This is a genomic window from Pandoraea soli (assembly GCF_902459595.1).
GTDB classification, from domain to species: Bacteria; Pseudomonadota; Gammaproteobacteria; order Burkholderiales; family Burkholderiaceae; genus Pandoraea; species Pandoraea cepalis.
The window spans coordinates 51,846-73,420 of record NZ_CABPSG010000014.1 but is presented as its reverse complement, the minus strand read 5'-3'; the positions used below and the strand labels follow the sequence as shown (position 1 = coordinate 73,420).

At 65.5% G+C, this 21,575-nt stretch carries 19 protein-coding genes; 12 read left to right on the top strand and 7 right to left on the bottom strand.

Going from position 1 to position 21,575, the window contains the following annotated elements:
- Window positions 1–40: 40 nt before the first annotated feature.
- Window positions 41–1,558: a D-alanyl-D-alanine carboxypeptidase/D-alanyl-D-alanine endopeptidase gene (dacB, locus tag PSO31014_RS19420; RefSeq protein ID WP_174976591.1), complete on the bottom strand. Its 1,518-nt coding sequence runs from the start codon at window positions 1,556–1,558 to the stop codon at window positions 41–43.
- Between the two features lie 394 nt (window positions 1,559–1,952).
- Here dacB and PSO31014_RS19415 point away from each other — a divergent pair, with 394 nt between their 5' ends.
- Both PSO31014_RS19415 and PSO31014_RS19410 read left to right on the top strand, forming a co-directional pair.
- Window positions 1,953–2,660, top strand: a complete 708-nt coding sequence (locus PSO31014_RS19415; protein WP_150553110.1) for a response regulator — start codon at window positions 1,953–1,955, stop codon at window positions 2,658–2,660.
- The gene (locus PSO31014_RS19410) at window positions 2,660–4,069 is read left to right on the top strand and encodes an ATP-binding protein (RefSeq protein ID WP_150553109.1); all 1,410 of its coding nucleotides are present in this window, start codon (window positions 2,660–2,662) and stop codon (window positions 4,067–4,069) included. Before PSO31014_RS19415 ends, PSO31014_RS19410 begins: the two co-directional genes overlap by 1 nt.
- Window positions 4,070–4,099: 30 nt before the next feature.
- Here PSO31014_RS19410 and PSO31014_RS19405 read toward each other — a convergent pair whose 3' ends face one another.
- Window positions 4,100–4,501 (bottom strand): hypothetical protein, encoded by a 402-nt coding sequence (locus PSO31014_RS19405; RefSeq protein WP_150553108.1) that lies wholly within the window; start codon window positions 4,499–4,501, stop codon window positions 4,100–4,102.
- A gap of 250 nt (window positions 4,502–4,751) precedes the next feature.
- Here PSO31014_RS19405 and PSO31014_RS19400 point away from each other — a divergent pair, with 250 nt between their 5' ends.
- Together PSO31014_RS19400 and PSO31014_RS19395 are read left to right on the top strand one after the other, a co-directional pair.
- Entirely contained in the window at window positions 4,752–6,287 is a 1,536-nt protein-coding gene (locus PSO31014_RS19400; RefSeq protein WP_150553107.1) for a DegQ family serine endoprotease, read from the top strand.
- A 128-nt stretch (window positions 6,288–6,415) separates the two neighbouring features.
- Window positions 6,416–6,859, top strand: a complete 444-nt coding sequence (locus PSO31014_RS19395) for a carboxypeptidase regulatory-like domain-containing protein (RefSeq protein WP_150553106.1) — start codon at window positions 6,416–6,418, stop codon at window positions 6,857–6,859.
- A 159-nt stretch (window positions 6,860–7,018) separates the two neighbouring features.
- Here the strand turns inward: PSO31014_RS19395 and PSO31014_RS19390 are convergent, their stop codons facing one another.
- Window positions 7,019–8,038, bottom strand: coding sequence for an XdhC family protein (locus PSO31014_RS19390; RefSeq protein ID WP_150553105.1), 1,020 nt, complete (start codon window positions 8,036–8,038; stop codon window positions 7,019–7,021).
- Window positions 8,039–8,340: 302 nt separating this feature from the next.
- Here PSO31014_RS19390 and PSO31014_RS19385 point away from each other — a divergent pair, with 302 nt between their 5' ends.
- From PSO31014_RS19385 to PSO31014_RS19365, 5 genes are all read left to right on the top strand, one after another.
- Complete coding sequence (locus PSO31014_RS19385) at window positions 8,341–8,958, top strand: SRPBCC family protein (protein ID WP_174976590.1); 618 nt, start codon at window positions 8,341–8,343, stop codon at window positions 8,956–8,958.
- Window positions 8,948–9,472: a winged helix-turn-helix domain-containing protein gene (locus tag PSO31014_RS19380; RefSeq protein ID WP_150553103.1), complete on the top strand. Its 525-nt coding sequence runs from the start codon at window positions 8,948–8,950 to the stop codon at window positions 9,470–9,472. The genes PSO31014_RS19385 and PSO31014_RS19380 overlap by 11 nt, the downstream gene beginning before the upstream one ends.
- 109 nt (window positions 9,473–9,581) lie before the next feature.
- A complete protein-coding gene (locus PSO31014_RS19375) occupies window positions 9,582–10,217 on the top strand; it encodes a cytochrome b/b6 domain-containing protein (RefSeq protein ID WP_150553102.1) in 636 nt (211 codons plus the stop codon).
- A 120-nt stretch (window positions 10,218–10,337) separates the two neighbouring features.
- Window positions 10,338–11,066, top strand: coding sequence for a molybdopterin-dependent oxidoreductase (locus PSO31014_RS19370; RefSeq protein WP_369751542.1), 729 nt, complete (start codon window positions 10,338–10,340; stop codon window positions 11,064–11,066).
- 81 nt (window positions 11,067–11,147) lie between these two features.
- Complete coding sequence (locus PSO31014_RS19365; RefSeq protein WP_150553101.1) at window positions 11,148–11,450, top strand: hypothetical protein; 303 nt, start codon at window positions 11,148–11,150, stop codon at window positions 11,448–11,450.
- Between the two features lie 121 nt (window positions 11,451–11,571).
- Here PSO31014_RS19365 and modC read toward each other — a convergent pair whose 3' ends face one another.
- The 4 genes from modC to PSO31014_RS19345 form a co-directional block, all read right to left on the bottom strand.
- Window positions 11,572–12,678: a molybdenum ABC transporter ATP-binding protein gene (gene modC, locus PSO31014_RS19360; protein ID WP_150553100.1), complete on the bottom strand. Its 1,107-nt coding sequence runs from the start codon at window positions 12,676–12,678 to the stop codon at window positions 11,572–11,574.
- Window positions 12,668–13,366: a molybdate ABC transporter permease subunit gene (modB, locus tag PSO31014_RS19355; RefSeq protein WP_150553099.1), complete on the bottom strand. Its 699-nt coding sequence runs from the start codon at window positions 13,364–13,366 to the stop codon at window positions 12,668–12,670. Before modB ends, modC begins: the two co-directional genes overlap by 11 nt.
- Before the next feature lie 19 nt (window positions 13,367–13,385).
- The gene (gene modA, locus PSO31014_RS19350) at window positions 13,386–14,219 is read right to left on the bottom strand and encodes a molybdate ABC transporter substrate-binding protein (RefSeq protein WP_246176870.1); all 834 of its coding nucleotides are present in this window, start codon (window positions 14,217–14,219) and stop codon (window positions 13,386–13,388) included.
- 280 nt (window positions 14,220–14,499) lie between these two features.
- Complete coding sequence (locus PSO31014_RS19345) at window positions 14,500–15,162, bottom strand: TetR family transcriptional regulator (RefSeq protein WP_150553098.1); 663 nt, start codon at window positions 15,160–15,162, stop codon at window positions 14,500–14,502.
- A gap of 487 nt (window positions 15,163–15,649) precedes the next feature.
- Between PSO31014_RS19345 and PSO31014_RS19340 the strand changes: the two genes are divergently transcribed.
- Genes PSO31014_RS19340 through adeC form a run of 3 tightly spaced genes read left to right on the top strand, consistent with a single transcriptional unit; the run spans window position 15,650 to window position 21,556 of the window.
- On the top strand, window positions 15,650–16,867 hold the full coding sequence (locus tag PSO31014_RS19340) for an efflux RND transporter periplasmic adaptor subunit (RefSeq protein ID WP_150553097.1): 1,218 nt from the start codon (window positions 15,650–15,652) through the stop codon (window positions 16,865–16,867).
- Window positions 16,868–16,882: 15 nt separating this feature from the next.
- Entirely contained in the window at window positions 16,883–20,062 is a 3,180-nt protein-coding gene (locus PSO31014_RS19335) for an efflux RND transporter permease subunit (protein WP_150553096.1), read from the top strand.
- 3 nt (window positions 20,063–20,065) lie between these two features.
- The gene (gene adeC, locus PSO31014_RS19330; RefSeq protein WP_150553095.1) at window positions 20,066–21,556 is read left to right on the top strand and encodes an AdeC/AdeK/OprM family multidrug efflux complex outer membrane factor; all 1,491 of its coding nucleotides are present in this window, start codon (window positions 20,066–20,068) and stop codon (window positions 21,554–21,556) included.
- Window positions 21,557–21,575: the final 19 nt, after the last annotated feature.

Here is a 21,575-nt window from a genome sequence, read left to right as displayed (position 1 = left end):
TCAGGAGAGCCACCTTTTCAGACGGTGCGCAGCTTCCCCATCAGGGCGCGTTCTCGTACACCCACGAAATGAGCGCGTCGTTGAACCCGCGGGCCTGGCTCGCCCGCGGATCGTTCACGAGCGAGACCACCACGTAGATGTTGCCGGAGCGCGAGCCGACGTAGCCGGCCACGGCCCCCACATCGTCGAGCGTGCCCGTCTTGATATGCGCGTTGCCGGCGACGTCGCGGTTCATCAGCCGATTGCGCATGGTGCCATCGACGCCGACGGTCGGCATCGATTCGATGAGCACCTGGGCGGTCGGACTGTTGATGCCGTGTTGCAGCAGACTGGCCAGATCGGTCGCGCTGATGCGCTCGATGCGCGACAGGCCCGAGCCGTTCTCCACCACGAGCCCCGGCATGGCGAGATCATTTTTGTCGAGCCAGCGGTTCAATACGTCGCGCGAGCGCGTCAGGCTGGCAGGCGTGCGGTTGTTGTCGGCGGCGAGGCCCAGCGTCAGGAACAGTTGCCGGGCCATCACGTTGTTGCTGAACTTGTTCATGTCGTGCACGACTTCGGCCAGCGTCTGGCCGCGATGCGTGACGAGCAGGTGGGCGCCCGGCGGCACGACGCCCGTGCGCACATTGCCGTTGAACTGTCCGCCCGAGGCTTGCCACAGGGCGCGGAAGCCTCCCAGGAAGAATTGATCGCGATCGGGGGCGGCCACGTTCCAGCCCTTGTCCTCGCACGAGGCCGGATACGTGCCCGAGAAGTGCGCGACGTAACTGCCGTCGGCCATCGCGTTCAGCGTGGGGTGAATGCGGGCGAGCCAGTCGCCGCAGTGGCCGGAGCCGGTCGACGACAGGTTGTTTGCCACTTGCAGGTTCGCCAGCGGCGGCAGCACGCCGACCTCGACGGTGCCGTTCGGATTGCCGGTGAAGCTGAACGAAACCGCCTTGAACGAGTACAGCAGGGGATCCGGTGCGACGTTGTACGGCCGGTCGTCACCGCCGTCGATGGCCCCGGTGTCGCCGATGTCCGCGCTGTAGGCGGAGCGGTCGAGCACGATGTCGCCGTTGATGTTCGTCACCCCGGCGTGGTGCAACTCGGCGACGAACTTCTCCATCTCCTCGGGCACGAGCTTCGGGTCGCCCGAGCCCTTGAAATACAGATTGCCGTTGAGCGTGCGGCCGTCGGACGTGCCGTCGGTGAAGGCCTGCGTGCGCCAGCGATAGTCGGGACCGAGCGTGTCGAGCGCCGCAATCGTCGTGACGAGCTTCATCGTCGAGGCCGGGTTGCGCGGCACGTTCGGATTGACGGCAAGTAGTGGCGGCCCGATGCGGCCCCGCGTTTGCAGCGGGTTGTCGACCTTCGCGACGATCACGCTCACATGGGCGGCGGGAACCTTGCTGGCGGCGAGGGCGCGCGCCAATTCGGGCGGCAGCGGCGTGGCGCGCGCGGCGCTCGCTGGTACCCTGGGCATCTTCGCGTGCTTGAGCGGCTTCGCCTGGACCGGGCTGCTCACGACCATCGCGAGTGCCAGCGCCGCGCAACACGCGCGAGCGACGTTGCTCATGAGGCGGCCCGATGGCGGCGAATGAAGGGGGCTGCGCAGTGAGCCCGAAATGTCGGGGGAGCGAGAGGCGCTGCGAAGCAGGCGAGGAACGCGCATGACGGGCGAGGGTCTCCAGTGTTGCGCGCAGCGAAACCGTACGGCCTGAATGTACGACGGGCACAGGCAAGGCGATGCGGACGCGGCGGCGAAGCGATAAGCGGGTTGCGGGGCCGCGACGTGCGTCTGCCATGCGCGGCCCATGCGTGCCATTGTAAGGCGGTCATGCAACGAACTGTCGCTACAATGGGTCGAAAACCGGCGAGTGTCACGCCAAGGCAACATCATGCAAGCGCATACCGCGTTGCGTCGGCCGCCAGTGACACGCCCGGAGAGGGTCTCAACCGGTGCTCAATCCATGCGAATTTTGTTGGTGGAAGACGATGCGATGATCGCTACGGCTGTCATGAAAGGACTGCGTCAGGACGGCTGGACCGTCGATCATGTCGGCGACGGTCAGCGCGCGCTCGACGTGCTCTCGCTCGAGTCGTACGACGCGCTCCTGCTCGATCTGGGATTGCCGCGCCGCGACGGTATCGACGTGCTGCGCACGTTGCGCGCGCGCGGCCAGACGTTGCCGGTGCTCATCGCCACGGCGCGCGATGCGGTGGCCGACCGCGTGAAAGGGCTCGACGCCGGCGCCGACGATTACCTTGTCAAACCGTTCGATCTCGACGAGCTGGCGGCGCGCTTGCGTGCGCTGGTGCGACGTCAGGCGGGGCGCAGCGAGCCGTTGCTGCGTCATGGCGGTATCGTGCTCGACCCCGCGACGCGCCAGGTCACGTGCGGTGGCGCGCCCGTGGGGCTGTCCGCGCGCGAGTATGCCGTGCTCGAAGCGTTGCTCAATCGGCCGGGCGCGGTGCTGTCGAAGGCGCAGTTGGAAGAGCGCATCTATGGCTGGGGCGAGGAAGTGGCGAGTAACGCAGTGGAAGTTCACATCCACGGGCTGCGCAAGAAGCTGGGCGCGGACGCCATTCGCACGGTGCGTGGGGTCGGTTACATGATGCCCGTGCAAACGGGTGAGACGCCGCCTGCGGCCGGCACGACGGCACCGGAGGCGAACTGATGCGCTCGATTCGCCGTCGTCTCCTTTTCGGTTTGCTGATCACGCTCGCGGTGGCGCTGCTGCTCGCGGGCATCGCCATCTTCCGCCAGTCGCGCACGGAGGCCAACGCGCTGTTCGATTTCCAGTTGCAGCAAATGGCCCTGTCGCTGCCGGCCGAGCCGTTTTCGAGCGTGCCGGGCGCGCACAACGAGTCAGGCGGACTCGTCATCCAGATATGGAGCCGCAACGGCGTGGAGTTGTACTACTCGCACCCGAGCACGCCGTTGCCGCCGCGCGCGGAACTCGGTTTCACGACCGTGCAGACGCCCGAAGGCGACTGGCGCGTCTACGCAGCGCTCGTGGGCGACAACGTCGTGCAGCTCGCGCAGCCGATGGTCATTCGCGATTCGCTCGCGGTCTCGATGGCGGTGCGCACGCTATTGCCGCTGGTGGTCGCGATGCCGGTGCTCGCGTTGCTCGTCTGGATCGTGGTGGGGCGCGGTTTGCAGCCGCTGCGTCGCGTGACGAAGGCGCTAGACACGCGTGCGCCGGGGGCGCTGGATGCCTTGCCCGAGGTCGGCTTGCCCGACGAGGTGCGTCCGCTCGTGCGCGCGCTCAACAGTCTGCTCGGCAGGCTCGACGCGTCGCTCGCGCAGCAAAAGGCCTTCGTGGCCGACGCCGCGCACGAATTGCGCACGCCGCTCGCCGCGCTGCAACTGCAAGTCCAACTGCTTGACCGTGCCCACACCGACGCGGAGCGGGCCGAGGCGATGCGGGATCTGCGCGACGGCGTGCGACGCGCCTCGCACATGGTGGCCCAATTGCTCACGCTCGCGCGACAGGAGCCGGATGCCACGCGTGCGGCCGCGGCATTCGTCGAGGTGCCGCTGGCCCCGTTGCTGGGCGAGGTGGTGGCGCATCATGCGGCGCTGGCGGTGGCGCGTGGGATCGATCTCGGGCTGGACGCTCCCGACGCGTTGGCGGCCGTCAGTCGCGTGCGCGGCGAGGCGAACGCGTTGCACACGCTCTTTGGCAATCTTGTCGACAACGCGCTGAAATACACGCCGCGCGGCGGTCATGTCGACGTGCGTCTGGTGGCGGCAACGCCGGCACCGGTCGTGGAGATCGAAGACACCGGGCCGGGCATTGCGCCCGCCGAGCGCGAGCGCGTGTTCGACCGGTTCTTCCGTGGCGGTGCGGCGTCGGTGGAAGGGGCCGCGCCCGGCCATTCGGCGCCGGCGAGCGACGCGGCGCAAGACGATGTCGATACCCCTCGTGCGCAGGGCAGCGGTTTGGGGCTGGCGATTGTGCGCAACATCGCACAGGCGCATGGTGCGCACGTCGAGTTGTTCGATGCCCGCAACGGCCGGGGGCTTCGCGTACGCGTGAGCTTCGGCGGCGCGACATCGGCGCCGCCGCCCGCGCTTTGATGCGTCTGTCTCACGCGATGTCGCTGGCCCTCACCCCCGTGTCACGCTCGTGACCTTGTCATTGTCGATCGTGAGCGTGCGGCGATCCGGGCGATAGTCGCGCGTCGTTGGCATGGCTCTGCCATCCTGCATGCCGATGCGCCACGGGCAACCCTGTAGCATCGATTTGGCTTCGCTGAGCGACTTGCCGACGATGGCCTGATCGGCCGGCGCATCCGGTGTGCACGCGCTGGTCTGGCTCGGCAGGGTCATCGCGTTCGGCATCGAATCGGCCGGGCCTTGTGTTCCCATCCCATCGCCATGGCCGCCGGGCGCGGCGTGCACGGAAGCCGCGAACGCGAGGCACAACGTAGCCCCGGCGCATCCCATCCAGCGAGCGGCGCGGCCATGCACGGACCGGCGATAAAGCGGCGTGTCGATCGTAGGCATCATGATTCTCCTGTAGACGAAGACTCGCGGCGCGGGATCGCGCCACTTCGCCACCGTAGCCAGCGGAACGCATCATGCGCAAGGCGAACCACGCGAGTTGTCCCTCCAAACGCTTGCTGCCGTAACGCATAGCACTCAGTGCATCGTCCGTTGGCAGCCGATGGGTCACTTTTCAGATCGTCTTAAGGTTGCCTTAAGGGAGCCTCTCTACCATCACAGTCATGTCAAACGTGGTGTCAGTCAGGAGAGACTCATGCGGACCTCGAAGCTCACTCGTACGCTGGTTGCCAGCGCTGTGCTCGTCGCGTTGACGGGCGGCTATGTTGCCGGACGTCAGCACTGGCAGGCGCCGCTCGCCTCGGAGATGGTCGCCGACGCCAATGCGGCCAACCCGGCGACGCCAGCCGCCAATGCACCGAACACCCCGAATACCGCGCCACGCATGCTCGTGCCGGACTTCTCGCAACTGGCGGAACAATACGGACCGGCCGTAGTCAACATTAGTGTGACGCACGATGGGAAACCTTCGGCGGGGGGCGGCGCCACGGCGATGCCGATGCCGCCGGGCATGGATCAGAACGATCCGCTGTTCCAGTTCTTCCGTCATTTTTACGGCGCGCCGGGCAACGACGGCGGCGACGGCAGTGGCGATGGTGGCAGCGCACCGACGCGCAGTCTCGGTTCGGGCTTCATCGTCAGCGCGGACGGCTACATCCTGACCAACGCGCACGTCGTGGACGACGCGAGTCAGGTCACGGTGAAGCTCACCGACAAGCGTGAATTCAAGGCGAAGGTCGTGGGCAGCGACAAGGCGAGCGACGTGGCTTTGCTCAAGATTGCCGCCACGAACCTGCCGACGGTGAAGATCGGCGATCCGTCGAAATCGAAAGCCGGTGAGTGGGTGGTGGCCATCGGGTCGCCGTACGGCTTCGACAACACCGTGACGGCGGGCATCGTGTCGGCAAAGGCGCGTGCGTTGCCGGACGAGAACTACACGCCGTTCATTCAGACGGACGTGCCGGTCAACCCGGGCAACTCGGGCGGCCCGCTGTTCAATCTGAACGGCGAAGTCATTGGCATCAACTCGATGATCTATTCGCGTACTGGCGGCTTCCAGGGACTGTCGTTCGCGATTCCGATCGACATGGCGATGAAGGTCAAGGCGCAGCTCCAGCAGTTTGGCAAGGTGAGCCGTGGCCGCATCGGCGTAACGATTCAGGAAGTGAACCAGTCGCTGGCGAAGTCGTTCGGCTTGCCCAAGCCCGAGGGGGCCCTGGTGTCGTCCATCGACAAGAACGGCCCCGCCGCGAAGTCGGACCTGAAGCCGGGCGACGTCATTCTGGCGGTCAACGGCACGACCATCGAGGACTCGGTGCAGTTGCCGGAGAAGATCGCCGATATGCGTCCCGGCGAGAAGGCGACGCTGACTGTCTGGCGCAATGGTGCGAAGCAGGACGTAAGCGTGACGGTGGCGGCGTTGAGCGAGAAGAAGGACGTCGCGAGCACCGACGACTCGGCCACGCACGGTCGGCTGGGGCTCGCGGTACGCGACCTCTCTCCGGACGAGAAGCGCGCGGCACAGGTCACGCACGGTTTGCTGGTGGCCCGTGTCGGCGGACCGGCTGAGCAGGCGGGTGTGCAGGCGGGCGATATCATTCTGTCGCTCAACGGCACGCCGGTGACGAGCGCCTCGCAACTGAGCGATAAGCTCAAGAAAGCGGGCAATAATGTCGCGTTGCTCGTACAACGCGACGGGCAACAGATTTTCATCCCGGTCGATCTCGGCTAAGCGTCGGGCGAGACACTCGCGGGATGCCACGCACTACCTTGTGTGCCGGTGCTCGGCAGCGATGGCTTCATGGCTGCCGTGCCACCGGTGCGATCCTGCATCGTGATGTCATGAACGGGAGGTCGAACATGGGGCAACAATGGCAACGCTGGACAATGGCAGCCGCGACGGCCGCAGCATTGGTCGGAGGGCTTGGCATATCGGTCGCGCATGCGCAGGGCGCCACGCTGCCGCCGTCGATGCAGCAGGGCGACGTGACCTACGTCTCGGGCGGTATCGACAGCGATCAATCGGGGGCCTTCAAGCGCGAAGCGTCTCACTGGCCGCTGTCCATCGAGATGGCGGCTCGCGGCGACGGCGCGAACGAGTACATCGCCGACGCCCAGGTGCAGATCATGCGTGGTAGCAAGACGGTACTCGACGCACGCTCGAAAGGGCCGTTCATGCTGGTGAAGCTGCCGCAAGGCAGTTACACCGTGAAGGCGACCTACGACGGCAAGCCGATGACGAAGGATGTGAAGGTGCCGGCGAAGGGGCATGCAGCGGTAACGTTTCTGTGGCCGCATGACTGATGTGCCGATCGGTCGTGCCGGGTAACGCGCCACGGATGACGAGGTAACCCAGGTAGTACTCCGTAGCAACGAGTGAGCGAGTTGCGCCGCCGAAAGGCGGCGTTTTTTTGTTCAAGGGAAAGTGGGAACGGGCGGTCAGCGCGGGGCACGCGTCGACGGTCAAACCATGCCGCGGCACACCGAGGCGTTGTCCACGATGGACTCGTCGGTCGCGCGCACGGCGAACGTTTGTTTGACGGCGATGCCGTTCTTGATCGCCGTCATCTCGGCGAGAATGGCCACGGCGATCTCGGCCGGCGTGCGCGCCCCCAGATGCATGCCGACCGGCCCGTGCAGCCGTTCGATTTCCGCCGAACTCAGATCGAACAGCGACAGTCGTTCGCGGCGTCGCGCGTGGTTCACCCGCGAGCCGATGGCGCCGATGTAGAACGCCGGCGACTTGAGCGCTTCGAGCAATGCCATGTCGTCGAGCTTCGGGTCGTGCGTGAGCGTAAGAACAGCGCTGTGCGAGTCGAGTTGACGCTGCACGATCAGGTCGTCCGGCATCTCGCGAGAAAGTTCGGTGCCGGCCACGTGCCATTCGTCTGCGTATTCGCTGCGCGGGTCGCAAACGATCACGTGATAGTCGAGCGCGCACGCCATGCTCGCAACGTACTTCGAGAGCTGCCCGGCACCGATCACCACGAGCCGATGGCGCGGGCCGTGCGAGGTGATGAGGCGCACGCCGTCGAATTCGAGCGGCGGGGTATGGTGCCCGGGGGCGATGCGCACCGCACCGGAGGTCATGTCGAGTTCGCGCACGACGAGGCGGAATCGCGAGATGGCGTCGAGCAGTTCCGGAATGCGCGAGGCGTCGCGCACCGGCTCCAGCACCAGTTGCAACGTGCCGCCGCAGGGCAGTCCGAAGCGATGCGCTTCCTCGGCCGTCACGCCGTAGCTGGTGAGTTGTGGGCGATCCTGCGGCCAGTCGCCATCGCGCAGCCGGGCGATCAGGTCGTCCTCGACGCAACCGCCCGACACGGAGCCGACCAAATGGCCATCCTCCCGAATCGCGAGCATCGAGCCCACCGGACGTGGGGCGGAGCCCCACGTGCGCACCACCGTGCCCAGCGTGACGAAAAAGCCCGCGCGGGTCCACTGTACGGCGGACTTCAGCACTTCCAGATCGACACTGTCCATCCCACGGTTCCTTGGTCAATACGCGAGCGGTAGGGCATCGGCCAAGGCATGGGCCGCCGTCATGTCACCGCTCGATGTGATGCGCCGAGTATAGCGCGCCTTGGCTTGCGCTGTATCCCATGGGATATTGCGCTTCGCCTTCCCTTTCCGTGACCTGGCGAAGCCTTGTGCAGCGCGTTGCGAACCGCGGGCGAGCGGTCGCGGCGGTGATCTGGCGCGGGGAACTCGTGTCACAATAGTTCGCAGGTCGAGATGACGCCGCGTGACCGACGAGCGACCGCATCATGTTTTGGGGAGGGGCAATGGAGCTACATGACAGACGGCAATTGCCGGTGGCGCGAGACCTCGCGTGGATCGCGTTGAACGATCCGGGCATCTTGCGCGGGTGCATTCCAGGCTGCGAGTCGATCGAGCGGCTCGACGACACGACGTGGACGATCGTCGTGACGGTTGCGCCAGGGCCGCTGGGCGGTCGCTGGTCGGGGCGGATCACGGTGACGGACGTGATGGCGCCGACGTCCTACACATTGAATGTCGACGCACTGGGCTCTGCTGCCGGACACACACGAGGCAGGGCGACCATCACGTTGCAAGCGCAAGGACCGATGCACACCTTACTGACGTATGACCTCACGGCGCACTTGGGCGCCGAGTCCGCGCATCTGGACACGCCCCAGGCGCAGGCGGCCGCCCGCAAGCTCGTCGACGAATGCCTTGCACGGCTGACGGCGGCCATTGCCCCGCATGCCGCAACTTATCCCCCGATTGCCGCCGACGGCGAAGTGGCGGCCGCACTCGCAACCGATGCCGCGCTGCGCGATATGCCGGCCACGCGCGGCAGGCTCGCACGCTGGTGGCCGTGGGCCGTGGCGGCGCTCATTCTGGTCGTCGTCTTCCTGTGGGGCAGCCATGCCAGTTGAGCGTCGTCGAGGCAATGTGGACGCCGCGCCCGCCGGGGGCTCGCACGCGCCCAGACGGAGGGCGACGGCCGCGGCGCTGGAGGCACTGGAAGCCGCGGCGAGGGTGCCGGTGCCGGCCGGCGAGGCGGGCTACGACGTGCGCGTGCGCGTGCGTGATGGCGACACGCCGGTGTTCGGGCCCGGGCGTCTGACGTTGCTGCGGGCCATCGAAGCGACGGGGTCGATTTCGGCCGCCGCGCGCCGCATGGGCATGTCGTACCGGCGTGCGTGGCTACTCGTCGAAGCGATGAATCACGAATTCCGGGAGCCTCTCGTCACCCGACATATTGGCGGTGTGGCCGGGGGCGGCGCGCAGCTCACGCCGTTCGCGCAGAACCTCGCGGCGCACTACGACACGCTCATCAATGAGATCCGTCTGCTGCTCGACGCCCACGTGCCGACGTTCGACGCATATCTCAGAAGCGGCACGGCGGATGACCCGGAGACCGAATCGGTACCGTCGCATCGCCCTTGATGCCCGGACTCGCCGAGTATCACGAAAACGTTATTTTTCCGTGAGGACTTCGTCACCGTCTTGAAGTGACACTGGCTCCATCGACGCAAACCCAGCGATGGAGGTCTCCATGTCACCCTTGACGAAGTCCGTGCCGCCCGCCGCGCAGCCCCCCGTGCGATCCGGTCCGGTCCAGCCGGGCTGGCTGCGCGTCACCCATTGGCTGAACGCGCTGGCGGTCCTAGCGATGGTCACGAGCGGTTGGCGGATCTACAACGCGTCGCCGATCTTCGGCTTTCGCTTTCCCAACGAACTCACGCTGGGCGGCTGGCTGGGCGGTGCGCTGAGGTGGCATTTTGCCGCGATGTGGCTGCTGGCGGCCAACGGGCTCGTCTATCTGCTCGTCAATGTTTCGAGCGGACGCCTGTCGCGCCGTTTCTTTCCGTTGACGTTGCGCGGTGTGGTGCGCGACGCGTTCGCCGCACTGCGTGGCCGACTCGCCCACGACGATCCCCATCAATACAACCAGGTTCAGCGTATCGCGTATCTGTTCGCGGTGCTCGACCTCGTGCTGCTCGTGGCGTCGGGACTCGCGATCTGGAAGCCCGTACAGCTCGGCTGGCTGTGCGCGCTGTTCGGCGGATTCCAGGGGGCGCGCTGGGTGCATTTTCTCGCGATGGCGGGCTTGGTGGCATTCGTCGCGATTCATGTCGTGATGGTCGCGCTGGTGCCGCGCACATTGCGCACGATGATTACCGGACGCTGAAGTGCGCCGACGACAAGACACGGAGCTGCCATGACCCTCGATCGAAAGCCCAGCCACCTGCCTGCCGACGCACCGGTCGTGCGCGACGGTGAAGCGATTCTCCATGAGGCGCGTGCGTTGATGACGCGCCGCGTGGCCGAGCCCTCGCGCCGCGCGTTTCTGACGCGTACGCTGTCGCTCGGTGGCGTGGCGCTGCTCTCGGGCTGTTCGCTGGACGACAACGCGGGCGTCTCGTCGGCGCTCGACACGATCTCGCGATGGAACGATCGTGTGCAGGCCGCCTTGTTTCGTCAGAATGTGTTGGCGCCAACGTTCCCGGCGTCGCGCATCACGCGACCGTTTCCCTTCAACGCGTTCTATTCGATGGACGAAGCGCCCGTCGTCGAGGAAAGCGATTACCAACTGGAGTTGTCCGGCCTCATTGCGGACAAGGCCCCTTGGCCGCTTGACGCGTTGCGCCGTTTCGCCGCCCCGCGTGCGGCCGAGCAAATCACGCGTCACGTGTGCGTGGAAGGCTGGAGCGCCATTGGCCGCTGGGGCGGGGTGACGTTCGCCGACTTTCTGCGTCGGATCGGCGCGGACACTACGGCACGCTACGTCGGCTTCAAATGCGCCGACGACTACTACACGAGCATCGATATGCCGACGGCGCTGCATCCGCAGACGCTGCTCGCGCTGACCTATGACGGCCAGACGCTACCCAGGGAATATGGCTTTCCGATGAAGCTGCGGATTCCCACGAAGCTCGGCTACAAGAATCCCAAGCATATCCGCGCGATTTTCGTGACCAACACGTATCCGGGCGGGTATTGGGAGGACCAGGGCTACAACTGGTTCGGCGGCAGTTGACGCAACCGCTCGACTGCATGATTGACGGGGCACTTGCGTGATGCTCCGGCAAGGCTCACTCACTCTTTGAGGACTACGGCAATGAAAATGCGATATCTGGCGGTCATGACGATGGGACTGGCACTCGGCACCGGTGCGGCATTCGCGCAGGACGCGATGGGCAAGGGCGACGCGATGTCCAAAGGCGATGCGATGTCCAAAGGCGGCGCGATGTCCAAAGGCGATGCGATGAGCAAAGGCGGCGCGATGAGCAAGGGCGACGCCATGAGCAAGGGCGACGCCATGAGCAAAGACATGGACAAGAGCGGGAAGATGTCCAAGGGCGACGCGATGGGCAAGCACGATGCCATGTCGAAGGGCGACGCGATGGGCAAGACCCAGTAAGCCAACTGGCGTAGCACGACAACCCGACAAGGCGTCGCCCCGAATGTACGTGGCGACGCCTTGTGCCATTGTGGGGTGACGACCACGCCGCGTCATTGCCAGGATTGAGCGTATCGGCGTATCAGCGTGTCAGGGCGACCGATTTGATGAGCAGGTACGCCTCGCGGCCCGGCACCAGTTGCAGTTGATCGGCGGAGAAGCGTGTGATGCGAGCGCGCAGCACGGTCCCGGCCTTGTCGCCGAGCAGTGTGGCGCCGACTTCCACCGAGTCGCCCAGATCGCGCAGCGTCGCCACGCGTGCGGCAAGCACGTTCAGCACGCTGATATCCACCGGCGGCGACGTCGCGATGGCAACGTCGCGCTCACGCACGAGAATCCGGCAGGCGTCGCCCGCCTCGCCGCTGGCGCGCGGAACACGAAGCCGAACTGTGTCGTTGCCGTTCACGGCGAGCTCGGTCAGACCGTAGCGCGCGTCGTGCGCTACGATGCGCGTCTCCAGCACGGTGCCCGGCGACTCGACGGTGCCGTCGAGCGCATCGCGATGCACATTGAGCACGTCGGCCGGCGCCCCTTGCGAGATCGTCCGGCCGTCCTTGAACAACACGACCTGATCGGCAAGTCGCATCACTTCGTCGAGCGAATGGGTGACGTAGAGCACTGGCAGCGCCAACTCGTGACGGATGCGATTGAGGTAGTCGAGCACTTCGAGTCGCCGCGCGTGGTCGAGCGAGGCGAGTGGCTCGTCCATGAGCAGCAGGCGCGGGCACGACAACAGCGCACGGCCAATCCCCACACGCTGCTTCTCGCCACCGGAGAGCGCGCCAGGGCGACGGGCCAGCAGGTGCCCCAGATCCAGCACGTCGACCACGTGCGCGAGCGCAATCGCACCGGTACCGGCGGCGGCGACATCGCGGCGTCGCATCCAGCGGCCGAACAGCAGGTTCTGACGCACGGTCAGATGCGGCAACAGGCGTGCGTCCTGAAACACGTAGCCGATGCGGCGGCGCCATGTCGGCAGCGCGACATCTGCGCCGCTGTCGAACCATACGTCGTTGCCGACGACGATGCGACCGGCATCGGGCTTGAGCAGGCCGGACACGGCGTTGACGACCGTGCTCTTGCCGCTGCCCGATGGCCCGAACAGCGCCGTCACGCCCATGCCCGCGGCGAACTCGGCATCGAGCGAGAAATCGCCGAAGCGATGCTGGAGTCGCACTTCAACCGTCATGACCGAGCGCCTTGCGGTGGCCGAAGCGGATCAGCACTTCGGAGACAATCAGTGTGGCGAGCGCCAGCACGACCGAGATAGCGCACAGGCGCCAGACCATGGCGTCGCCGTCGGGCACCTGCGTGGCCGTGTAGATCGCCAGCGGCAGCGTCTGCGTCTGTCCCGGGATGTTCGAGACGAACGTGATCGTTGCGCCGAACTCGCCCAGCGCGCGTGCGAACGCAAGCACGAACCCGTGCAGTGCGCCGGTCGCGGTGAGCGGCAAGGTCACCGTCAGAAAGGTGAGCCAAGGGCCTGCGCCAAGCGTCTGTGCCGCTTGTTCGAGTTTCGTGTCGGCCGCGTCGAGCGCTTGTCGGATGGCGCGCACGAGCAGCGGAAATCCCATCACGCCGGCGGCCAGCGCCGCGCCTGTCCAGCGAAACGCGAAGGTGAAGTGGAACCACTCGTGCAGCAGTTTGCCGATGGCGCCCTGTGTGCCGAACAGCACAAGCAGTGCGAAGCCGACGACCACGGGCGGCAGTACGAGCGGCAAATGCAGCAGGGCATCGAGCAGCGCCTTGCCTGGGAACTGCCGGCGTGCGAGCAGCCAGGCCGCCGCGTAGGCGAGGGGCAGGCTGCACAGGGTGCCCCACAGGCCGACGCGCAGGCTCAGTTCAACGATGCCCCATTCTTCCGCGGTGAGACTCATGAGTGACGGGCGGGCGAATTCACGGGCGGGTGAAGCCGAAGCGCTGGAACGTGGCCTGGGCGGCCGGCGTTTGCAGGAATCGGTAGAACGGATCCGCGTCGGCGCGGTTGGCCTGCTTCGTCACCGCCACCGGGTAGACGATCGGGGCATGGCTGTCGGCCGGGAACGTACCGGCGATGCGCACGCGCTTCTCGGCGTTGGCGTCGGTCTTGTAGACGATGCCGTAGGGCGCTTCGCCACGTGCGACCAGCAACAGCGCGTTACGCACGTTGTCGGCGGCCGCGACCTTGCCTTGCACCTTCGACCAGAGGCCGAGCTTTTCGAGCGCGGCCTTGCCGTAGAGACCCGCCGGCACGTGCGCGGGGTCGCCCATCGCGAGCTTGCCGCTGCCGAGCTTGGCGTCGAGGTCGGCGGCGCCCGGCGTCAGATCGACGTTGCCCGTGGTCGTGGCCGGTGCGATCAACACCAGCGCATTGCCGAGCAGATTGCGACGCGTGCTCGTGTCGATCAGATCGCGCTTTTGCAGGTAGTCCATCCAATCCTGGTCGGCGGAGATGAATACGTCGGCCGGCGCGCCTTTTTCGATTTGACGGGCCAGCGTCGAACTGGCGCCGTAGACCAGCACCGGCTTCCTGCCGGTTTCCTTCGTGTAGATGGCCGACAGATCGTCGAGCGCGTCTTTCATGCTGGCCGCCGCGAACACTTGCTGGGCCACCGCGTGGCCGGCAAACAACAGACTGGCGCCGACGGTGGCGACGCCGAGTGCGCGGTGCAGCATCGTGCGGGGCTTCTGCGGAGCGTGGGACTTGAGGCGAGCGATCAGAACGGTAACGAGGGTAACGACAGCTTTCACGAACGTGGTCTCCAGCGTGGGTGGCTCGGCTGACTCGGAATGCGGCGAACGTCGCCCTTGAGCTGGCTCATGGACGCAGTCGGGCAGCGAGGCCGGACTACCGGTTGCGCAGGGCGCGCAACACGTTATGTAGGATTATATATAACGCTGCGACGCTGTACAGGTATACGTCGTATCACGGCGCTTGGGCGACACCCAGGCGGGGGGGGGGCAGGCGGCGCGCGGGTGGGGCCGTCGGGTGGGAGCCCCGGGGGAACTCAGGCGTGGATCAGGTGGGCGCTCAGGGCGCCGTCTGCGGCGGTTCGCTGCCGGAACGCAGCATTGCGGGGCTCGTGCGCAGCATGTCGAAGAAGCCGTCGACCACGGCATCGCACTCCACGCCGAGGTCGTAGTCGGGCAGAAAGAGCCAATCCGACATCATGCCGACTACGAGTGCGTGCAACATGATCGCCGCGCGGCGCGTGTCAAGCGCCTTGGGCAGTTGACCGCGCTCGATCGCGCGTTCCATGTCTCGCATGATGCGCTGCTTGCCGTCGGCGCACGCTTCGCGCTGACGTTCAAGTACCGACAGCATCTCGTTCGTGTATTCGCACTTATGAAACAGAATGTCGAGCACGCGACGACGGCGCTCGTTACGCGCCGTCTCCCTGAGCACGAGCTTGCAGATCTCGTGCATGCGCGCCATCGGGTCGCCGTCCTGCGGCTCCGTGCATTCCTCGTCGATCATGCGTTCCATCGGCAGACGGATGCGATCCGTCATGGCGTTGAACAGATCGATCTTGTTCTTGAAGTGCCAATAAATGGCGCCGCGGGTCAGGCCGGCGGCCTCGGCGATGTCGGCGAGCGACGTACGCGATACCCCTTTCTGCGCAAACACCGTCTCGGCGGTGTCTAGCAACAGATTGCGGGTCTCGATCGCTTCCTCTTTGGTTCTGCGGGCCATCGTCGTGTCACAGGGGCGGCGGAAATTTGCGAAATGCAGTGGAATGAAACGTAACGAGCGCCGCACATTGATGCGACGCAATATGATTTACATACATTCATGAATGTATCTATAATAGCAGCCGCTTGCTCTATTGCACAGGGAACATTTAAGCTCCTTCGTCTAAGGGAAACACCTCACTGATCCCAGGGAGCGAATTGACCGGGGCGCGCCGGGCGGTTTAGGGCGGGATTCGCCTGCTCACCTGCCGGGGGGCCCGGAGCCTGTTCGACGATCTCACATGAGTGCCAGCGTGGGCGATGTTCGCCGCGCCGGGGACGACTTCCTGGCCGCCTTCCGGGCCTGTCTCCGAGGGCCCGCATTCCGGGCCTCAGGCACTTCCGACCCGCCTCTGCGCGACGGGATTGCGGACGGGCCTTTGCCGCCGCAATCGTACGCAACGTACTTGTCATTTTGTTTGACCGCATTCCATTTATCGGGGGCGTATATGCACGTCAAGAGAAGTTCACTGGGGATGGTCACTGCCGTCGCACTCGCGGTGTTGGCCTTGGCAGCGTGCGGCAAGAAGCCGCCGCCGCAGCGGGCCATGGTGCCGGAAGTCGGCGTCGTGACACTGCAATCCCAGAACGTAACGCTGACGACCGACCTGCCCGGACGCACCTCGCCCTTCCGCGTGGCCGATGTTCGCGCGCGCGTCGACGGCATCGTGCTCAAGCGCGATTTCACCGAAGGCGGTGACGTCAAGGCAGGCCAGCGTCTGTACAAGATCGATCCGGCCACGTATCAGGCCGCGTATGAAAACGCCAAGGCAACACTGGCCAAGGCCGTGGCGAATCAGGCGTCGACGAAACTGCTGGCCGATCGCTACAAGCAACTCGTGGCCGTCGAGGCGGTGTCCAAGCAGGACTACGACAACGCTGTTGCCGCATCGCTGCAAGCCGACGCCGAAGTGCAGGCCGGCAAGGCGGCCGTCGACACGGCGAAGATCAACCTCGGCTATACCGACGTGCCGGCGCCGATTTCGGGCCGCACGGGGTTGTCGCAGGTCACGGAAGGCGCCTACGTGCAGGCAGGGGCCGCCACGCTGATGACGACCGTTCAGCAGATCGATCCGATGTATGTAAACGTGACGCAATCGGCGGCGCAAGGGTTGCGCCTGCGTCGTGCGCTGGCCGAGGGCAAGCTGCAAAGCGCGGGCAAGAACGCCGCCAAGGTGGAACTGACCCTGGAAGACGGCACGACGTACCCGCTCGAAGGCAAGCTGCAGTTCTCCGACATTACCGTCGATCAGACGACCGGCTCGGTGACCGTGCGTGCCATCTTCCCGAACCCGAACCGCGAGTTGTTGCCCGGCATGTTCGTGCACGCGAAGCTCCAGGAAGGCGTGAAGGAAGGCGGTCTGCTCGTGCCGCAGCAGGGGGTCACGCGTGATCAGAAGGGCCAGCCGACAGCGCTGATCGTGAACAAGGAAGGCAAGGTCGAGTTGCGTCAGCTTGTCACCGATCGCGCGATCGGCAACATGTGGCTGGTGAGTGCGGGTCTGGCCGCCGGCGATCAGGTGATCGTGTCGGGTCTTCAAAAGGTGCGCCCGGGCGCGCCGGCGAAGGCGGTTCCGGCGCAGTTGCCGGGGGCTGAGGCGCCTGCAGGTGCCAGCGCACCGGCAGCGGCCGCTGCCGCCCCCGCCTCGGGCGCCAAAGCTCAATAACGCGGAGCCTCTTTCATGGCAAAGTTTTTTATCGATCGCCCGATCTTTGCTTGGGTGATCGCGATCGTCATCATGCTGGCCGGTGCGCTTTCGATCCTGAAGCTGCCGGTTTCGCAGTACCCGCCGATCGCCCCGCCGTCCGTTCAGATCACCGCCGTCTATCCGGGCGCTTCCGCACAGACGGTGCAGGATACGGTCACGCAGGTGATCGAGCAGCAGATGAACGGTATCGACAACCTCGAGTACATGTCGTCGACCTCCGACGGTTCGGGTACCGCTCAGATCACGCTGACCTTCGCGCAAGGCACGAATCCGGACATCGCGCAGGTGCAGGTGCAGAACAAGCTGCAGCTCGCCACGCCGCTGCTTCCGCAGCAGGTGCAGCAGCAGGGGATCAAGGTCGCCAAGGCGACCAAGAACTTCCTGCTGGTGATCGGCGCGTATTCCGACGACGGCAAACTGACCGACATCGACCTCGCGAACTATCTCGCCGCCAACGTGCAGGATCCGATCAGCCGTGTGAACGGCGTCGGTCAGGTCCAGCTCTTCGGTGCGCAGTACGCCATGCGTGTGTGGGTCGATCCGCAGAAGCTCAACGGCTACAACCTGACGATCCTCGACGTCTCGAGCGCCATTCAGGCGCAAAACGTGCAGGTCTCGGCGGGGGAGCTGGGCGGCGCGCCGGCGGTGAAGGGGCAGCAGCTCAACGCCACGGTGATGGCGCAGAGCCGCTTGCAGACGCCGGAGCAGTTCCGCAAGATTCTGCTCAAGGTCAACAAGGACGGCTCGCAAGTGCGTCTGGGCGATGTCGCCCGCGTGGAGCTGGGCGGCGAATCGTACCAGGTGGTCGCTCGCTATAACGGCAAGCCGGCGGCGGGTCTCGCGGTCACGCTGGCCACGGGCGCCAACGCGCTGCAAACGGCCACGGCCGTCAAGCAGAAGGTGGCTGACCTCGCGCAGTATTTCCCGACGGGCATGAAGGCCGACTTCCCGTACGACACCACGCCGTTCGTGAAGATCTCGATCGAAGAAGTGATCAAGACCCTCATCGAAGGTATCGTGCTCGTGTTCCTCGTGATGTATCTGTTCCTGCAGAACTTGCGGGCGACGATCATTCCGACGATTGCCGTGCCGGTGGTGTTGCTCGGTACGTTCGGCATCATGGGCGCGGCGGGTTTCTCCATCAACACGCTGTCGATGTTCGGGCTGGTGCTCGCCATCGGTTTGTTGGTGGACGATGCGATCGTGGTGGTGGAAAACGTCGAGCGGGTGATGTCCGAAGAGGGGCTGAGTCCGAAGGAAGCGACGAAGAAGGCCATGGGCCAGATCGTCGGTGCGCTGGTGGGGGTGGCGCTCGTGCTCTCCGCGGTGTTCGTGCCGATGGCGTTCTTCGGCGGCTCGACCGGCGCCATCTATCGCCAGTTCTCGCTGACCATCGTGGCGGCCATGGCACTGTCGGTGCTCGTGGCCATCGTGCTCACGCCGGCGATGTGCGCCACGATTCTCAAGCCCATCAAGAAGGGCGAAGTGCATGAGAAACGCGGCTTCTTCGGCTGGTTCAACCGCACCTTCGACAGCGGCTCGAAAAAGTACCAGAGCCAGGTGGAGCGCATTCTCAAGCGCAGCACGCCGTTCCTGATCGTCTACGTGGTGATCGTGGCCGTCGTGGGCTTCCTGTTCGTGCGCATGCCGACCGCGTTCTTGCCGGACGAAGACCAGGGTTACTTCTTCAACCTCGTGCAATTGCCGCCGGGCGCGACGCAGGAGCGTACGCTCGACGTGATGAAGCAGGTCGAGAAGCACTATCTGGAGAATGAAAAGGACGCCGTGCGTTCGATCTTCACGGTGACGGGCTTCGGCTTCAACGGCCGCGGTCAGAACGTGGGTCTCGCGTTCACGATGATGAAGCCGTGGGATGAGCGTCAGTCGGCCGATCTCAAGGTGCAGTCGGTGATCGCACGGGCGTATCGGGCGTTCGCCGGCATGAAGGACGCGATGGTCTTCGCGATCAACCCGCCGTCGGTGCCGGAACTCGGTAACGCGGGCGGTATCGACTTCGAGTTGCAGGATCGCGCGGGTCTCGGCCACGACGCGCTCATGGCCGCTCGTAACCAGTTGCTCGGGATGGCGGCGAAGAACCCGAACCTCGCGAACATGCGTCCGAACGGACTCGACGATACGCCGCAGTACAAGGTGGACGTCGACGAAGAAAAGGCCGCGGCGCTGGGGTTGTCGATTGCCGACGTGTACAACACGCTCTCGGCGTCGTGGGGCTCGTCGTACGTGAACGACTTTATCGATCGCGGTCGCGTGAAGAAGGTGTACGTGATGGCGGAAGCGAAGGATCGCATGCTGCCGCAGGACATCAACAAGCTTTACGTGCGTAACTCGAGCGGGACCATGGTGCCGTTCTCGGCCTTCGCCACGGGGCAGTGGGTTTATGGCTCGCCGCGTCTGGAGCGTTACAACGGGGTGCCTGCCGTGGAAATTCAGGGCATGCCGGCACCGGGCAAGTCGTCGGGCGACGCCATGAAGGCGATCGAGGAAATCGCGAAGCAGCTCCCGTCGGGCATCGGTCTGGAGTGGACGGGGCTGTCGTTCGAAGAGCGCATTTCCGGCTCGCAGGCACCGGCGCTCTACGCCATCTCCATCCTGATCGTGTTCCTGTGTCTGGCGGCGTTGTACGAAAGCTGGTCGATCCCGTTCTCGGTGATTCTGGTGGTGCCGTTGGGTGTGTTGGGGGCGCTGCTCGCCGCGACCCTGCGCGGGTTGTCCAACGACGTATACTTCCAGGTGGGTCTGCTGACCACGGTGGGGCTGTCGGCGAAGAACGCGATTCTGATCGTGGAATTCGCCAAGGACCTCCAGGAGCAGGGCCGCACCCTGATGGAAGCGACAATGGAGGCGGTGCGTCTGCGTCTGCGACCGATCCTGATGACGTCGATGGCGTTCGTGCTCGGCGTGTTGCCGCTGGCGATCTCCAACGGCGCGGGCTCGGCATCTCAGCACGCGATCGGGACGGGCGTGATCGGCGGTATGCTGGCGGCGACGTTCCTTGCGATCTACTACGTGCCGGTGTTCTTCGTGCTGGTGCGCAAGCGCTTCGCACATGAAGACCTGGACACCGTGGAGCATCCGGAAGCGCGCAAGCCGAACCCGGACGCCACCGAAGGCCCCGCCAAGGAAGGAAACTGAGCTATGAAGCACAAAGCATTGTCGATTGCCTTGGCGGCAGCGTCCCTGGCAGGCTGTACCCTGGCGCCGCATTATGAGCGGCCCGAGGCGCCGGTCGCCACGACGTTCCCCAGTGGCCCGGCCTACAAGACGCCGGGGGCGGCCAACCAGAACGGCACCGCGGGCAGCAATAGCGTGGCGGCGGCCGATCTGGGCTGGCGCGATTTCTTTACCGATCCCCGCCTGCAGAAGTTGATCGAGATCGCGCTGCAGAACAACCGCGATCTGCGCGTCTCGATGCTCAACGTGGAAGCCGCGCGTGCGCAGTATCAGATCCAGCGCTCCGCGTTGCTGCCCTCGGTGGGCGTGGCGGGACAGGGGTCGGTCCAGCGCACGCCGGGGGACCTGACGTCCTCCGGGCGGGCCAGCATCAGCCGCAGCTACCAGGTGGGCGTGGGCTTTACGTCGTACGAACTCGATCTGTTCGGTCGTATCCAGAGCCTGAAGGATCAGGCATTGGAGACGTATCTGGCCAGCGAGGACACGGCCAAGACGGCCCACATCACGCTGATCTCGGAAGTGGCGACGGCCTACCTCACCTGGTTGGCCGATCAGGATCTGCTCAAACTGACGGCCGACACGCTCAAGAGCCAGGAGTCGTCGTATCAGCTGACCAAGCGCAGCTTCGACGTGGGGACGGCCTCGGGGCTCGATCTGCGTCAGGCGCAAACGCCGGTCGATGCAGCACGGGCGAATCTGGCGCAGTACACGCGCCAGGTCGCGCAGGACGAGAACGCGCTCGCGCTGCTCATCGGTCAGCCGTTACCGGCGGATTTACCGCCGGGGCGTCCGCTCGACGGGCAAGGCCTGCTCACCGATCTCCCCGCGGGGCTGCCGTCCGATTTGCTGCTGCGTCGCCCTGACGTGACGGCGGCCGAGCACACGCTCAAGGGCGCCAACGCGAACATCGGCGCGGCGCGTGCCGCGTTCTTCCCGTCGATCTCGCTCACGGCGAGTGCGGGGACGGCGAGCGCGTCGCTGGGTAATCTGTTCAAGGGCGGGCAGGGCGCATGGTCGTTCGCACCGACCATCACGTTGCCGATTTTCGCGGGTGGGCAGAACCTGGCCAACCTCGATCTGGCCAAGGTGAAAAAGCGCATCGAGATCGCCAACTACGAGAAGGCGATTCAGACGGCGTTCCGCGAAGTGTCCGACGGGCTGGCCGCACGCGGCACGCTCGACGATCAGATCGCCGCGCAGGAGTCGCTCGTCAAAGCGAGCGACGAGAGCTACAAACTCTCGGACCTGCGGTATCGCAACGGCGTGGACAGTTACCTGAACGCGCTCGTCTCGCAACGCTCGCTGTATTCGGCGCAGCAGACACTGATCGCTACGCGCCTGTCGCGCTGGACCAACCTCGTTACGCTGTACAAGGCGCTCGGCGGCGGTTGGGAAGAGCACACGGCGCCAGCCAACGCGGGGGCGGCATCGGCACCGGCGGCACCCGCATCGTGATCGTGTCGCGAGGCAGGCG